This is a genomic window from Streptomyces sp. G45 (assembly GCF_049542095.1).
In the GTDB taxonomy this organism is placed as follows: Bacteria; Actinomycetota; Actinomycetes; order Streptomycetales; family Streptomycetaceae; genus Streptomyces.
On sequence record NZ_JBMUZU010000001.1, the window covers coordinates 7,639,598 to 7,653,159 of the forward strand.

Annotated in this window: 13 protein-coding genes; 9 read left to right on the forward strand and 4 right to left on the reverse strand. The window is 73.7% G+C overall.

Annotation, left to right across the window (positions count from 1 at the left end; all coding sequences use genetic code 11):
* Window positions 1–26: 26 nt before the first annotated feature.
* The 8 genes from ACOBQU_RS32445 (at window position 27) to ACOBQU_RS32480 (ending at window position 6,847) form a co-directional block, all read left to right on the forward strand.
* A complete protein-coding gene (locus tag ACOBQU_RS32445) occupies window positions 27–632 on the forward strand; it encodes a nicotinamide mononucleotide transporter family protein (protein ID WP_423634855.1) in 606 nt (201 codons plus the stop codon).
* A complete protein-coding gene (locus tag ACOBQU_RS32450) occupies window positions 629–1,957 on the forward strand; it encodes a bifunctional 3,4-dihydroxy-2-butanone-4-phosphate synthase/GTP cyclohydrolase II (protein ID WP_423632071.1) in 1,329 nt (442 codons plus the stop codon). Before ACOBQU_RS32445 ends, ACOBQU_RS32450 begins: the two co-directional genes overlap by 4 nt.
* A gap of 39 nt (window positions 1,958–1,996) precedes the next feature.
* Window positions 1,997–2,482, forward strand: coding sequence for a 6,7-dimethyl-8-ribityllumazine synthase (ribH, locus tag ACOBQU_RS32455; protein WP_423632073.1), 486 nt, complete (start codon window positions 1,997–1,999; stop codon window positions 2,480–2,482).
* Window positions 2,483–2,517: 35 nt separating this feature from the next.
* Entirely contained in the window at window positions 2,518–2,790 is a 273-nt protein-coding gene (locus tag ACOBQU_RS32460; protein ID WP_423632075.1) for a phosphoribosyl-ATP diphosphatase, read from the forward strand.
* A 108-nt stretch (window positions 2,791–2,898) separates the two neighbouring features.
* Window positions 2,899–3,747, forward strand: a complete 849-nt coding sequence (gene hisG, locus ACOBQU_RS32465; RefSeq protein ID WP_423632077.1) for an ATP phosphoribosyltransferase — start codon at window positions 2,899–2,901, stop codon at window positions 3,745–3,747.
* 20 nt (window positions 3,748–3,767) lie between these two features.
* Window positions 3,768–4,220 (forward strand): PH domain-containing protein, encoded by a 453-nt coding sequence (locus tag ACOBQU_RS32470; protein ID WP_423632079.1) that lies wholly within the window; start codon window positions 3,768–3,770, stop codon window positions 4,218–4,220.
* 207 nt (window positions 4,221–4,427) lie between these two features.
* On the forward strand, window positions 4,428–5,783 hold the full coding sequence (locus ACOBQU_RS32475; RefSeq protein WP_423632081.1) for a hemolysin family protein: 1,356 nt from the start codon (window positions 4,428–4,430) through the stop codon (window positions 5,781–5,783).
* A complete protein-coding gene (locus ACOBQU_RS32480) occupies window positions 5,780–6,847 on the forward strand; it encodes a hemolysin family protein (protein ID WP_423632083.1) in 1,068 nt (355 codons plus the stop codon). Before ACOBQU_RS32475 ends, ACOBQU_RS32480 begins: the two co-directional genes overlap by 4 nt.
* Before the next feature lie 174 nt (window positions 6,848–7,021).
* On the opposite strand, the gene ACOBQU_RS32485 is transcribed toward ACOBQU_RS32480, so the two are convergent.
* Window positions 7,022–7,771 carry a response regulator gene (locus ACOBQU_RS32485; RefSeq protein WP_423632085.1) on the reverse strand — a complete coding sequence of 250 codons (750 nt, stop codon included), beginning with the start codon at window positions 7,769–7,771 and terminating at the stop codon, window positions 7,022–7,024.
* A 187-nt stretch (window positions 7,772–7,958) separates the two neighbouring features.
* Here ACOBQU_RS32485 and ACOBQU_RS32490 point away from each other — a divergent pair, with 187 nt between their 5' ends.
* The gene (locus ACOBQU_RS32490) at window positions 7,959–8,129 is read left to right on the forward strand and encodes a hypothetical protein (protein WP_423632087.1); all 171 of its coding nucleotides are present in this window, start codon (window positions 7,959–7,961) and stop codon (window positions 8,127–8,129) included.
* Window positions 8,130–8,167: 38 nt separating this feature from the next.
* Here ACOBQU_RS32490 and ACOBQU_RS32495 read toward each other — a convergent pair whose 3' ends face one another.
* The 3 genes from ACOBQU_RS32495 to ACOBQU_RS32505 form a co-directional block, all read right to left on the reverse strand.
* Window positions 8,168–10,138, reverse strand: a complete 1,971-nt coding sequence (locus ACOBQU_RS32495; protein ID WP_423632089.1) for a sensor histidine kinase — start codon at window positions 10,136–10,138, stop codon at window positions 8,168–8,170.
* A gap of 162 nt (window positions 10,139–10,300) precedes the next feature.
* Window positions 10,301–12,190: an AAA family ATPase gene (locus ACOBQU_RS32500; RefSeq protein WP_423632091.1), complete on the reverse strand. Its 1,890-nt coding sequence runs from the start codon at window positions 12,188–12,190 to the stop codon at window positions 10,301–10,303.
* A gap of 472 nt (window positions 12,191–12,662) precedes the next feature.
* Window positions 12,663–13,373: a uridine kinase family protein gene (locus ACOBQU_RS32505; protein ID WP_423632093.1), complete on the reverse strand. Its 711-nt coding sequence runs from the start codon at window positions 13,371–13,373 to the stop codon at window positions 12,663–12,665.
* Between the last annotated feature and the right edge of the window lie 189 nt (window positions 13,374–13,562).

A 13,562-nucleotide genomic window follows, 5' to 3' on the forward strand; every position in this document is an offset into this window, starting at 1 on the left:
CCTTCGCGGCCTTCGGCCAGCACATCATGTGGTCCGACATGATCGGCAACACCATCGGCCTGATCGCCCTGGCCCTCGGCTGGCGCCGCTCGGTGTGGACCTGGCCCGCCCAGTTCCTCTCCGGCCTGATCCTCGTCGCCGCGTACGCCTCCGCGCAGCTCTCCGGCGGCGTCGGCAAGCAGCTCCTGGTCATCGGCGTCGCCCTGTGGGGCTGGCGGCAGTGGACCAGCGGCACCCAAAAGGCCCAGGACGGCTCCATCGCCGTCCGCTTCGCCACCTGGAAGGAGCGCGCCCTGCTCGCCGGGGGCACCGCCGTCGGCACCCTCGCGGTCGGCGCCCTGTTCACCGCCGTGCCCGAGCTGTCCTGGAACCCCTGGCCCGACGCCTACATATTCGTCGGCACGCTCGCCGCGATGGTCGCCCAGGCGCGCGGCCTGGTCGAGTTCTGGTTCGCCTGGCTGCTCGTCGACGTCGTCGGCGTGCCGCTCGCCTTCTCCAGCGGCCTCGCCTTCTCCGGACTCGTGTACGTCGTCTACCTGGCCCTCGTCCTCTGGGGGCTGCGCGACTGGTGGCTCCGGTCGCGCCGCACGGTCACCCCGCAGCAGCCCGCCATCGAAGGAGCCCCGGCATGACCACGCAAGAGCCCCCCGCCGCCCCGGAAGCCGCCGGTCCCGTGCACCCCTTCTACTACACGGCGGACAACTCCGAGGACCTCTGCCTCGACCCCGTGGAGCTGGCCGTCCGCGACATCGCCGCGGGCCGCCCCGTCGTGGTCGTCGACGACGAGGACCGGGAGAACGAGGGCGACCTCGTCATCGCCGCCGAGAAGGCCACCCCCGAGATCGTCGCCTTCATGATGAGCGAGTGCCGCGGCCTGATCTGCGCCCCCATGGAGGGCGACGAGCTCGACCGGCTCCAGCTCCCGCAGATGGTCCAGGACAACACCGAGTCCATGAAGACCGCCTTCACCGTCTCGGTCGACGCGAGCGCCGCGCACGGCGTGACCACCGGCATCTCCGCCGCCGACCGCGCCACCACCCTCCAGATGCTCGCGGGCGGCAAGGCCAGGGCCGACGACTTCGTGCGCCCCGGCCACATCTTCCCGCTGCGCGCCAAGGAGGGCGGCGTGCTCGCCCGCGACGGGCACACCGAGGCCGCCATCGACCTGGCCCGGCTCGCGGGCCTGCGCCCGGCCGGGGCCATCTGCGAGATCGCGGGCGAGGACGGGCGCATGCTGCGGCTGCCCCAGCTGATCCCCTTCGCACGGAAGCACGGACTGACCATCATCTCCATCGAAGACCTCATCGACTACCGCCGCTCCGCCGAGCCCACCGTCCGCCGCGAGGCCGAGGTCCACCTGCCCACGTCCTTCGGCGAGTTCACCGCGTACGGCTACCGCTCCACCGCCGACGGCGTCGAGCACGTGGCGCTCGTCCACGGCGACGTCGGCGAGGGCGAGGACGTCCTGGTGCGCGTCCACTCCGAGTGCCTGACCGGCGACGTCTTCCACTCCCTGCGCTGCGACTGCGGCCCCCAGCTCCAGGAGTCCATGCGGCGCATCGCCGCCGCCGGGCGCGGCGTCGTGGTCTACCTGCGCGGCCACGAGGGCCGCGGCATCGGCCTGATGTCCAAGCTGCGGGCGTACGAACTCCAGGAGCGCGGCAGCGACACCCTCGACGCCAACCTCGAACTGGGCCTGCCCGCCGACGCCCGCGACTACGGCGCGGGCGCGCGGATCCTGCACGACCTCGGCGTGCGCAGCCTGCGCCTGCTGACCAACAACCCCGACAAGACGGAGGCGCTCACCGCGCACGGCCTCAAGGTCATCGCGCGCGAGCCCATGCCGGTCACCGCGGGCGAGCACAATCTGCGCTACCTGCGCACCAAGCGCGACCGCATGGGCCACGACCTGCCCTGGCTCGACGCCACGGACATGTCCGCCTGCGGCAACCAGTAGTCGACGTACGACACATCACACCACCCCGAGGAGAAGCGCGTGAGCGGCAAGGGTGCCCCCGAACTGAGCGTGAAGAACTGCGGCGACCTGCGGGTCGCCGTCATCGCCGCCCTGTGGCACGAGAAGGTCATGGACGGCCTCGTCGACGGCGCCCTGCGCGCCCTGCACGAACTGGGCATCGACGAGCCGACCCTGCTCAGGGTGCCCGGCAGCTTCGAGCTGCCGGTGGTCGCCAAGGTCCTCGCGGGCCGCGGCTACGACGCGATCGTCGCGCTCGGCGTCGTCATCCGCGGCGGCACCCCCCACTTCGACTACGTGTGCCAGGGCGTCACCCACGGCCTCACCCAGGTGTCCGTCGACACCGGCGTGCCCATCGGCTTCGGCGTCCTGACCTGCGACACCGAGGAGCAGGCCCTGGACCGCGCGGGCATCGAGGGCTCCACCGAGGACAAGGGCCACGAGGCGGTCACCGCGGCCGTGGCGACCGCGGCCACCCTGCGGACCGTCTCCGAGCCCTGGCGCTGAGCGGGGCCCCGCGGGCGCGTAGAGTGAACGGCATCATGTCCAAGAAGACGTTCGAGGAGCTGTTCACCGAGCTCCAGCAGAAGGCCGCCCACGGCGACCCGGCCACCTCCCGCACCGCGGAACTGGTGGACAAGGGCGTCCACGCCATCGGCAAGAAGGTCGTCGAGGAGGCCGCCGAGGTCTGGATGGCCGCCGAGTACGAGGGCAAGGAGGCCGCCGCCGAGGAGATCTCGCAGCTCCTGTACCACGTACAAGTGATGATGGTGGCCAAGGGCATCACCCTCAACGACGTGTACGCCCATCTGTAGAGCGAACGTCGTCCCCGCTCAGCGCCCCGCACCCGTTCCATTCCCCAGCACGCCCCCCGCACGACCCCCGCACGTCTCAGGCAGTCTCACGCAAAGGAAGCCGACCTCATGCTGCGCATCGCCGTCCCCAACAAGGGTTCACTGTCCGGACCTGCGTCGGCGATGCTCCATGAGGCGGGCTACCAGCAGCGCAGGGAGTCCAAGGAACTCGTCATCGTCGACCCGGAGAACGAGGTCGAGTTCTTCTACCTGCGCCCGCGCGACATCGCCATCTACGTCTCCTCCGGCAAGCTCGACATCGGCATCACCGGCCGCGACCTGCTGATCGACTCCGGCGCCAGCGCCGAGGAGATCCTGCCGCTCGGCTTCGCCCGCTCCACCTTCCGCTTCGCCGCCAAGCCCGGCACCGCGACCGGCCTCGCCGACCTCGCGGGCCGCACCGTCGCCACCTCGTACGAGGGCATCGTCGCCAAGCACCTGGCCGACAGCGGAATCGACGCCTCCGTCATCCACCTCGACGGCGCCGTCGAGACCGCCATCGAGCTGGGCGTCGCCCAGGTCATCGCGGACGTCGTGGAGACCGGCACCAGCCTGCGCAACGCGGGCCTCGAGGTCTTCGGCGAGCCGATCATGAAGTCCGAGGCCGTGGTCATCCGGCGCACCGGAGCCGAGGCCGACGACCCCAAGGTGCAGCAGTTCCTGCGCCGCCTCCAGGGCGTCCTGGTCGCCCGTACGTACGTGATGATGGACTACGACTGCCGTGCCGAGCACCTGGAGCAGGCCGTCGCCCTCACGCCCGGCCTAGAGTCGCCGACGATCTCGCCGCTGCACAACGAGGGCTGGGTCGCCGTCCGCTCCATGGTCCCCACCAAGGACGCCCAGCGCGTCATGGACGACCTGTACGCCATCGGCGCGCGGGCCATCCTGACCACGGCCATCCACGCCTGCCGCCTGTGACCGGGCAGGAGAGCGCCGTCATGACAGAGTCCACCGCCGTGCCCCGGCTCCCGGTCACCTTCCGGCCGGGCCGCACCCGGGCCGTGCTGCTCACCGCCGCCGTCGCGATCTTCGTGGTCCTGGTGGTGATCGCCGTGATCCTGCCCGCCCTCAACCCGGGCGAGCGGATCAGCTTCGTGTTCACCGGAGCGCTCCTGTCCGGAGCCCTCGTCCTGCTCGCCCGGCCCAAGGTCACCGCCGACGAGTCCGGCGTGACCGTGGTCAACATCGCCACCCGGCGCCGCCTGGACTGGGCCGAGATCGTCCGGGTCAACCTGCGTCCCGGCGACCCCTGGGTGTTCCTCGACCTCAGCGACGGCACCAGCCTGCCCGCGCTCGGCATCCAGCCGGGCATCGCCAAGCAGCAGGCCATCAGCGACGCCCGCGCGCTGCGCGCCCTCGCCGAGGCGCGCTCCACCGGCACCGGCGGCTGACCTCCGCCGGGTGACGTGATTAATCTGGTGGCGGGGCAGGCCCGGTGTGCCGCCCCGCCCCTGCCGGGCCGACCGCCCCCAGGGGCTCCTGCTACCCGAGGAGTGACCCTCTCCGGCGATGGACGGATCGTCCTGTAGTACCTGCGCCGCCCCCTCCCGACATACGGGGACCCGCCCGCACCGGGCGCGACACGAGGCGGCGGCACCATGACCATCCCCCTGCTGCTCCTCGGAGCGGCCTTCCTGCTCATCCTCGCCAACGGCTTCTTCGTCGCCGCCGAGTTCGGCCTGGTCACCGTGGAGCGGCCGGACGCCGAGCGGGCCGCCGCCGAGGGCGACCGCCGGGCGCGCACGGTCGTGGCGTCCCTGAAGGAACTCTCCTTCCAGCTCTCTGGCACCCAACTCGGCATCACCCTCACCTCCCTGGTCATCGGCATGCTCGCCGAACCGGCCCTGGCGCACCTGCTCGCGGGCCCGTTCACGGCGGCCGGGCTGCCGGACGGCGCCGTGCCCGGCGTCTCCGTCGCCGTCGGCATGCTGCTGGCCTCCGCCGTGCAGATGGTGATCGGCGAACTCGTGCCCAAGAACTGGGCGGTGTCCCGGCCCCTCCAGGTCGCGCGGTTCGTCGCGGGCCCCCAGCACGCCTTCGCGCGGCTGTTCCGGCCGGTCATCGCCGGTCTCAACGCCGTCGCGAACCGTGTCGTGCGGGCCCTCGGCGTGGAGCCCGCCGACGAGCTGGCCTCCGCCCGCACCCCCGGCGAACTCGTCTCGCTCGCCCGGCACTCGGCCCGCGCCGGTGCCCTGGAGCAGGACACCGCCGACCTGTTCGTACGCACCCTGTCGCTCGGCGGCCTCACCGCGCAGCACGTGATGACGCCGCGCGTGAAGGTCAGCGCCCTCCAGGCCTCCGCGACCGCCGAGGACGTCGTCAACCTGACCCGCGCCACCGGCCTGTCCCGCTTCCCGGTCTACCGCGAGCGGATCGACGAGGTCGTCGGCGTGGTGTACCTCAAGGACGCCCTCGCCGTCCCCGCGGACCGCCGACTGCGCACGCCCGTCGGGCACATCGCCAAGAGCCCCCTGCTCGTCCCGGAGACGCTGCCCGTGCAGCCCCTCCTGGAGCGGCTGCGCAGCGAGCAGCCGATGGCGGTCGTCGTCGACGAGTACGGCGGCACCGCCGGAGTCGTCACCCTGGAGGACATCGTCGAGGAACTCGTCGGCGAGGTCCGCGACGAGCACGACGGCCAGGACCTGCCGGAGCTGGCCGCGGCCCCCGCCGAGGACGGCCGCCCCGCCTGGGACGCCGACGGCGGCTGCCGTGTCGACACGCTCCAGCGCATAGGCCTGGAGGTGCCGGAAGGCCCCTACGAGACCGTGGCCGGTCTCGTCGCCGACCTGCTCGGCCGCATCCCGGCCCCCGGCGACCGCGCCGACCTGCCCGGCTGGCGCCTGTCGGTGCGGCAGGTCGGCCACAACCGGGCGGAGCGGGTACGGCTCGTGCGCACCGGCGCCGGTACCGAACCCGCGCGGGCCGCGGCGGGCGTCGCGGAGGCCGTCCGATGAGCGCCCTGCAACTCCTGTTCGCGCTGCTGCTCGTGCTCGCCAACGGCTTCTTCGTCGGGGCCGAGTTCGCGCTGGTGTCCGTGCGCCGCAGCCAGATCGAGCCGCTGGGCACCAAGCGGTCACGGCAGGTCCTGTACGGGCTGGAACACCTGCCGCAGATGATGGCCGCCGCCCAGTTCGGCATCACGGTCTGCTCGCTGACGCTCGGCGCGGTCGCCGAGCCGACCGTGGCGCACCTCCTGGAGCCGGTGTTCGCCGCGGCGCACCTGCCCGAGGGCGTGATCCACCCCCTCGGATATGTGATCGCGCTCGCCGTCGTCGTCTTCCTGCACCTCGTCATCGGCGAGATGGTCCCGAAGAACCTGGCGATGGCCGCTCCGGAGCGCACCGCGCTGTGGCTCAGCCCCGCCCTGGTGGCCTTCGCCCGGCTGTGCCGTCCGGTGACGGCCGCGCTCGGGGCGTGCGCCCGCGTCGTGCTGCGGCTGTTCCGCGTCGAGCCGAAGGACGAGGTGGAGGCGGTCTTCACCAGCGTGGAACTCGGCCGCCTCGTGGAGGACTCCGGGCAGGCGGGGCTGCTCGACCCGCAGGCCCAGGAACGCCTGGAGGACGCCCTGGAGCTGGGCTCGCGCCCCGTCACGGACGTCCTGCTCGACAGCGCGTCCCTGGTGACCGTGGACCCCTCGGTCACCCCGGACCAGGTCGTGGAGCTCACCGCCCGCACCGGTTACTCCCGCTTCCCGGTGCGGGCGGAGGGCGGCGCCTTCATGGGCTATCTGCACGTGAAGGACGTCCTCGACCTGGAGGACACCGACCGCGCGGTGCCGCAGCGGGTCTGGCACCAGATGACCACGCTGCGCGCCGAACTGCCCCTGGACGACGCCCTGACGGTGATGCGCCACGCCGCGACCCACCTGGCCCAGGTCGCCGACCCCACCGGCAGGGTCCTCGGCCTGGTGGCCCTGGAGGACGTACTGGAACTCCTCGTGGGCGAGGTCAAGGACCCCACCCACCGCGTCACGGTCCCCCGCACGGCCCCGGACCGGGGCAGGCAACTGGTGAGCTGACCCCGCAACGGGACGAGCGGCACCCTCAAGCGCCGGACGAGCGAACTACAGCCCGTCCGGCGATTGAGGACGAGCGCGCAGCGCGATGAACCCGCCCAAGGCCCCCGGCCCGGACCCGCGCGCAGCGCGATGAACCCGCTCAAGGCCCCCGGCCCGGACCCGCGATGAACCCGCTCAGGACCGGCCAAGCCCGGCCTCGCGGGCCCGCACGATGGCCGTCGCCCGGTCGGCCACCTGGAGCTTTATGAAGATCGCCGAGATGTGGTTGCTGATCGTCTTCGGGGCGAGCTGAAGCCGCCGGGCGATCGCCGGGTTGGCGAGACCGGCGGCGATCAGGTCGAGCACCTCCAGCTCCCGCGCGGTCAGCTCCGGGAACGGCGACCGGGCCGCCGCGTCCCGCGGCCGCGCCATCCACTCGGCGACCCGGCGGGCGATCCGGGGCCCGAAGATGGCCTCACCGGCGGCGACGCAGCGCACCGCCCGGACGATCTCGTCCTGCGTGGCGCCCTTGAGGATGTATCCGCGGGCGCCCGCCCGCATCGCCGCGAACACCGACTCGTCGTCCTCGAACATCGTCAGGACGAGCACCGCCGTGTCGGGCGCCGACGCGAGCACCTCGCGGGTCGCGGCGACCCCGTCGAGGTCCGGCATCTCCAGGTCGACGACCAGCACCCGCGGCCGGTGGAGCAGCGTCTCGCGCACCGCGTCGCGCCCGCCCGCCGCCTCGCCGACCACCGTGATCCCCGCGATGGAGCCGAGCAGCGCCCGCAGGCCCCCGCGCACCACGGGATGGTCGTCGGCCAGGACCACGGTGAGCGCGGGTGACTCCGGGGCCCCCGGGGAGCGGGGGGACACGGTGGGCTCGGCGGGCATCGGCACGGCGCGGGCTCCCAACGGCAGGTCGGCACGGGCGAGTTCCGTCACTCACATCATCGCGGGCGCGCGCCCCGCTGTCCCGGGGTCGTGCACCCAGTTCCCCCGGGAGGCGTTCCCGGCGCCCGGCGGATGACGCTCCCTGACCCGCGGGTGCCCGCGCGGGGCACCCTGTGGGGCATGAAGGGACAGCCGACCTTCCGTAACTGCCGCACCGGCACTCCCCGAAAGGAACGCCATGAACCGGAGCTACAAGAACGTCGGCATGGCCACGCTCGCCGCCGCTGCCCTCTTCATCGGCTTCACGGGGATCAGTCTCGGCGCCGCGGCGGAAGGAGGTGACGGGGCGACGAGTGGGGTCGCCGTCGGGGAGTTCGCCCTGCGGCTCCTCTGGAGCCTGTACGGCTGATGTGGCCAGGCACTCAGCCGTATGGAGCCGTGCGGGTGCTACCGCGGGCGCAGCGGCAGGACGGCGCAAACCTCCCCGCCGTCCGGGCCCGGCCCGCAGTGGCACCAGCCGGCGAGTTCGGCGGCCCGCTCGGCCATCGTGGACAGGCCCACTCCGGGCCGCCACGGACCGGCGGGCGGGCCGCCGTTGTCGGTGACGTCGATGCGCAGCCCGTCGTGGTCGCCGTCGACGCGGATGCGGACCAGCGCGTGGTCGGCCCGTGAGTGCCGGGCGGCGTTGGTCAGCGCCTCGGTCGCGATGCGGTACGCGGCCACCTCGACCGCGGCCGGAAGCCGGGGGAGCGACCGAGGCGCGTCGACGGTGATGGTGAGCGGGGCGCCGCCCTCGCGGTGGCTGAGCCGCTCCGCCTGCCGGGACAGGGCCGCGACCAGGCCCAGCTCGTCGAGGGCGGGCGGCCTCAGGCCCTCCACGAGGCGGCGGATCTCGTCGATGGCGCCGCTGGCGTGCCCGCGGAGCTGGTCGAGCAGCCGCTCGGCGGTGCCGGGGTCCGCGCGCACCAGGTTGCGGGCGGCGTCGGCGGTGAAGGCGAGACCGGTGAGGGTCGGGCCGAGCCCGTCGTGCAGATCGCGGCGCAGGCGGCGGCGCTCCTCCTCGCGGGCGGACACCAGGTGCTCCCGGGAGGACCGCAGCTCCTCGGACAGGACGGTCGCCCGCACCGCGACGCCCAGCGGTACGACCAGGATCTGCAGGGCGCGCAGGTCCTCGGTGCTCAGCCGGGCCTGCCCGCGGCGGGTCCCGACGACCAGCTCGGCGCCCCGGGTGCCGGGGGCGGGCAGCGGCACCACCGTGCAGCCGGGCGGCGGGATGCCGGACACGGCCACCGCCCGGCCCTGAAGGCGCAGCGCCGCGTACGGCAGGCGCAGCGCGTCGCGGACGGTGAGCAGCAGCTCGTCCAGGCCCGCCTCGGTGGAGAGCCGGGCGCCCAGGCGGTCGAGGGCGCGCACCGGGTCGCCCCGGTCCCCGTACAGGAGCCGGTCGATGATCCGCTGGAGCCGCCCGCGCACGGGGTGGAAGGCGATGGCGACGCCCACGGCGACGAGCGCGGCGCCGCCCAGGTGGAAGGTGTCGCGCAGCACCCGGTCCAGGAACAGCACCACGGCCGTGTACACCCCGAGCACCCCGAGCGACAGCGCCAGGTACAGCAGGGCCCGGGAGACCACCCACTGGATGTCCAGGACCTGCGGGCGCAGGATGGCGACGGCGATCGCCAGGGGCTGGGCCACGATGAACACCTGGAGCGCCTCCGCGTTCATGCCGAGCGGCCACCAGGGCACCGCGCACAGCACGGCCAGCATCAGCCACAGCATCTGCCGCCGCAGCCGCTCGTCGCCCCAGCGGTAGCGCACGACCAGCGCGGCGAGGTCGATGAGCAGGGGGAAGAAGATGCCGAGGAGGTCGGTCTGCGGCCGGTATGGTTCGAGCGGCGGCCAGCTCAGGACGCGCAGATAGCCGGACGGCCCGCCGACCACGTACGGGTGGGGCGTGGTCACGCTCCACAGCCAGAAGACGACCCCGATCCCGGCGGTGCCCCACGCCACCGGCCGCCAGCGCGGGCCCGGCAGCTGGCCGGTGGGGAACAGCAGCAGCGCCATCGGCACGAACAGCCGCAGGCCGAGCGGCCATCCGGCGAGGGCCACGGTGACCACGACGCGCAGCGCGCCCTCGCCCCAGCCGTCGTGCAGGCCGAGGGCGAGGAAGCCGAGCGCCAGGACCGTGGTCGCGTGCGCGGCGCCGCCGCACAGCAGCAGCCAGCCGATGGGGTTGCCGGGGCGGCGCCAGGCGACGGGCGCGCCGCTGGTGGCGAAGACCAGGGCGAGGACGGTGTCCGTGAGCACGAAGCTGTCCACGGCGAGCTGGAAGCCGAAGTCGGTCGCCGCCCAGAGGGCCCCTCCGGCGGTGATCATCGCCACGGTGGTGGCGAAGAAGCCCCATGCCAGCCAGGTGGTCACCCGGGCAGGATCGCGGAGTTCTCGCCGGGGGCGGAGGGGTTGGACGCCAAACGCCTCTAACGGATGACGGAGTTCCTACCCGCCCGCCCGTTTCCGGCGCCGCGCGGGGCGGCTGGTAGGCCATGGGCCGTTGGGCGTGCCCAGGGGGTCCAGGGGCCGGGGTCAGGCCCCGGGCGGCCCCGTGGGTCCCCGGCCGGAGAGGACCTCGCCGTACGCCTGCATCAGGTCGGGCAGGCGGAGGGTGGCCAGGTCCGTGCGGGACGGCTCGCCGGGGTAGCCGGAGAGCCGCAGGTCCCGGTACGCGCAGCTCTTCTCGTACAGCGTGCGCAGGAACCGGCCGTTGCCCAGCTCGTCGATCCAGGACTGGTCGACGACGTGGCCGCTGATGGAGCGCAGCTCGTCCAGGGCCTCCTCGTCCCACACGTCGCCGTTCTCGGCGGCCAGGACCTCGCCGATCGCGGTGAGTTCCAGGGGCCGGTACGAGGGGAAGTCGACGCGGGTGGTGAAGCGCGAGGACAGGCCGGGGTTGGCGGCGAGGAGGCGGTCCATGCCCTCGGGGTACCCGGCGAGGATCACCACCAGGTGGTCGCGGTTGTCCTCGGCGCGCTTGAGCAGCACCTGGAGGGCCTCGTCGCCGTACGCGTCGCCCTTGCCGTAACCGGAGTTGGACAGGGCGTACGCCTCGTCGACGAACAGGACGCCGCCGATGGCCGAGTCGATCAGCTCGTTGGCCTTCACGGCGGTCTGGCCGAGGTACTCGCCGACCAGGTCGGCGCGCTGGGCCTCCACCAGGTGGTCGCCGCCGAGCAGACCGAGCGCGTAGAAGACCCGGCCGAGGATGCGGGCGACGGTCGTCTTGCCGGTGCCGGAGGGACCGGAGAAGACGAAGTGTCGTTTCGGCGGCTGCACCGGCAGGCCCTGGGCGGCGCGCAGACGGGCCATGTTGAGCTGCGCGGACAGCGCCTTGACCTGGCGCTTGACGGGTTCGAGGCCGACCATGCGCTCCAGCTCGGCGAGGGCGTCGGCGAGCAGTTCGGGGTCGGTGGGGCCGGGCGGCGGCTGGGGCGGGGCGGGCTTGACGGGGATGACGGCCTTCTCGCGCACGGCGCCGGTGTCGCCGGGGACCTCGGGGTCGACCGGGCCGCCGCCGGGCGGCAGTTCGGGCTCGGTGACCTTCAGGTCGCGGCCCTCGGCGCCGAACAGGGCGTCGACGCCGTCGGGCGATTCGAGGGCGTCCTGGCCGAGGCCGGGCAGGGAGACGGCGGCGAGGTCGGCGCCGTCGTCGTAGCCGTCGCCCTCGGCGATCGCCGCGAGCCGGGCGGAGGTGTCCATGAAGCTGGGGTCGACGCGGTGCACCGCGCGGTACAGCGGCAGGGCGGCGGCGGAGCGGCCGGTGCCCTCGTGGGCGCGGGCGAGCCAGTAGCGCAGCTCCTTGCGCTGGGGCTGCTCGCTGCGGCACCGCATGAGGGCGGCGGAGAGCAGCGGTTCGGCCTGTCCGTACATCTCCAGGCGGACCCGGGCCATGCCGCCGAACAGGCCCGCCTCGATGCCGAGCATGGGGTCGTCGATCAGCGGGTCGGTGTGCCGCGCCAACTGCTCCCAGTCCTTGACCAGATAGGCGCGGCAGGCGTGCAGGAAGCGGACCTGGCCGTCGGCGTCGACGGGCGGGAGCCCGGCGAGCGCCCGGTCCAGCTCGGGGACGTGGCGGCCGTCGAGCCAGTGCGAGGCGTGCGCCAGCAGCAGGTCGCGGGTGGACTCCAGGACGGGCTGCACCCACCAGCCGAGCCAGTACCAGGAGTTGAGGGTGCGCCGGTGCCGGGCGCGCTGCTCGCCGAAGCGGTCCCGGTGCTGGAACATCCTCAGCAGCGCCGTGGTCGTGTCGACGCGCAGCGCGTGCAGGCCGAGCCAGCCGTCCGCCATGGCCGGGTCCATCCGCACCGCGGCGCGGAACTCCTCCTCGGCCTGCGGATAGGCGCCCATGGTGTAGGCGTCGACGCCCCGCAGCCAGGCGAGGTCGGCCGGGGCGGTCGGGCCCTGCGTGCCGAAGTCCATCACGTCCCCCACAAACCGTGCCCCCGCTGGTGCGCCGCCGGGCCCCTCGCCCGTCGGCTGTGCTGAACCGCCGTGCCGTGGACGGGAGTTGACGGGAGTTCACCGGGTGCGGGCAGCCGCCGTCCGTCGGTAGCACCGAGAGGCATCGTACCTGCGGCAAGGGGCCCGGCCGTAGGGTGCCGCACGGTGGGATCGGCGGCGGGGCCTGCGGAAAGCCGCTCGTCGGCCGGGGCGCGATGGTCACCGAGGGTGAGCGTCCGGCGCCTGGCGGCGTCCGCCGGGGGAGCTGTCCGGGCAGAACGAAGCCCCCGATCACGGGGAACAACCGGGGGCTTCGCGCTGCGGGGCGACCCGAAAGGCCGCACATTGAGAACGTAAGTCCTGTAAGCCCCCTGGGTCAAGCCGAGTTGGGGCACTGGCGAAAACTGGCCATGCCGTCCGGAACGGACGCTTGGCTACCGGTGGGCCGGGTTCAGCGCGCTGCCGACCGCCCCTCACCCTCCGTGATGATCTGGGCCTCGGCTGCGGTTCCAGCGGGCCCCGCCAGCACCTCGTATCCCTCGGAGTGTCCCTCGGAAACCTCCCGTACCAGCAGGCGTGCGGCGGGCCGGGACGGATCCGCGGCGAAATGGCGCTGTTCGGCGGCCTCCCAGCCGTCCCAGAAGTCACGCTGTGCCGGTCCGTCACGGCGGCGCCCCCGGGCCCAGGAGTCGGCGCGCGGCAGGTCCATCCACAGCAGTGCCGCCAGGAACGGGCGCAGCGCCCGGCGTCCGGCGCCGACGCCTTCCAGGAGGACGACGGGGGCGGGCGGCAGGGGGCGGTTCGCGGGGCCGTAGCGGCGCGCGGTCCAGTTGTACGCCGCGTAGTGCGCCGCTTCGCCCCGGGACAGGGGGTCGAGCACTTGGTGCCGCAGCCGCTCGGTCCAGTCGAAGAGGGCCGCGTGGCTGGCGATGTCGTCGAGGTGCAGGACCGGCGCGCCGCCGAGCGCCGCCGCGAGCCGCCCGGCGAAGGTCGACTTGCCGCTGCCCGCGTGCCCGTCGACGGCGACCAGGCGGACCGGGCCGCAGGACGGCGGCAGCCGCCGCAGCGCGTCGGCGAGGCGGGCCAGGGACGGCTCGGGCGGCTCGGGCGGCGGGGGTGGCGCCGGGAGGGGCGCCGGGGGCTCGCGGTGCGTTTCTGTCATCACCCGACAGCCTAGGCGCAGGGGCCGTGCCCCGGGTGGTCGCCGTGGTGCGGGGCACCGGCCCAGGTCATGCCAGTGGTAGAGGCCAATGGTGGTCGGGGTCTTCGGTGTCGGGACGCTGGTGGAACCCACCAGGGAGCGGTCATGGTGGGCGCACTGTCGTGCACCTGACCATCATCGTCCGGCTGG

Bases quoted from the DNA above. Each gene is read 5' to 3' on its own strand.
- ACOBQU_RS32445 (WP_423634855.1), top strand. From the start codon at position 27: ATGTGGTCCGACATGATCGGCAACACCATCGGCCTGATCGCCCTGGCC.
- ACOBQU_RS32450 (WP_423632071.1), top strand. From the start codon at position 629: ATGACCACGCAAGAGCCCCCCGCCGCCCCGGAAGCCGCCGGTCCCGTG.
- ACOBQU_RS32460 (WP_423632075.1), top strand. From the start codon at position 2,518: ATGTCCAAGAAGACGTTCGAGGAGCTGTTCACCGAGCTCCAGCAGAAG.
- hisG (WP_423632077.1), top strand. From the start codon at position 2,899: ATGCTGCGCATCGCCGTCCCCAACAAGGGTTCACTGTCCGGACCTGCG.
- ACOBQU_RS32470 (WP_423632079.1), top strand. From the start codon at position 3,768: ATGACAGAGTCCACCGCCGTGCCCCGGCTCCCGGTCACCTTCCGGCCG.
- ACOBQU_RS32475 (WP_423632081.1), top strand. From the start codon at position 4,428: ATGACCATCCCCCTGCTGCTCCTCGGAGCGGCCTTCCTGCTCATCCTC.
- ACOBQU_RS32480 (WP_423632083.1), top strand. From the start codon at position 5,780: ATGAGCGCCCTGCAACTCCTGTTCGCGCTGCTGCTCGTGCTCGCCAAC.
- ACOBQU_RS32490 (WP_423632087.1), top strand. From the start codon at position 7,959: ATGAACCGGAGCTACAAGAACGTCGGCATGGCCACGCTCGCCGCCGCT.
- ACOBQU_RS32500 (WP_423632091.1), bottom strand. From the start codon at position 12,190: ATGGACTTCGGCACGCAGGGCCCGACCGCCCCGGCCGACCTCGCCTGG.
- ACOBQU_RS32505 (WP_423632093.1), bottom strand. From the start codon at position 13,373: ATGACAGAAACGCACCGCGAGCCCCCGGCGCCCCTCCCGGCGCCACCC.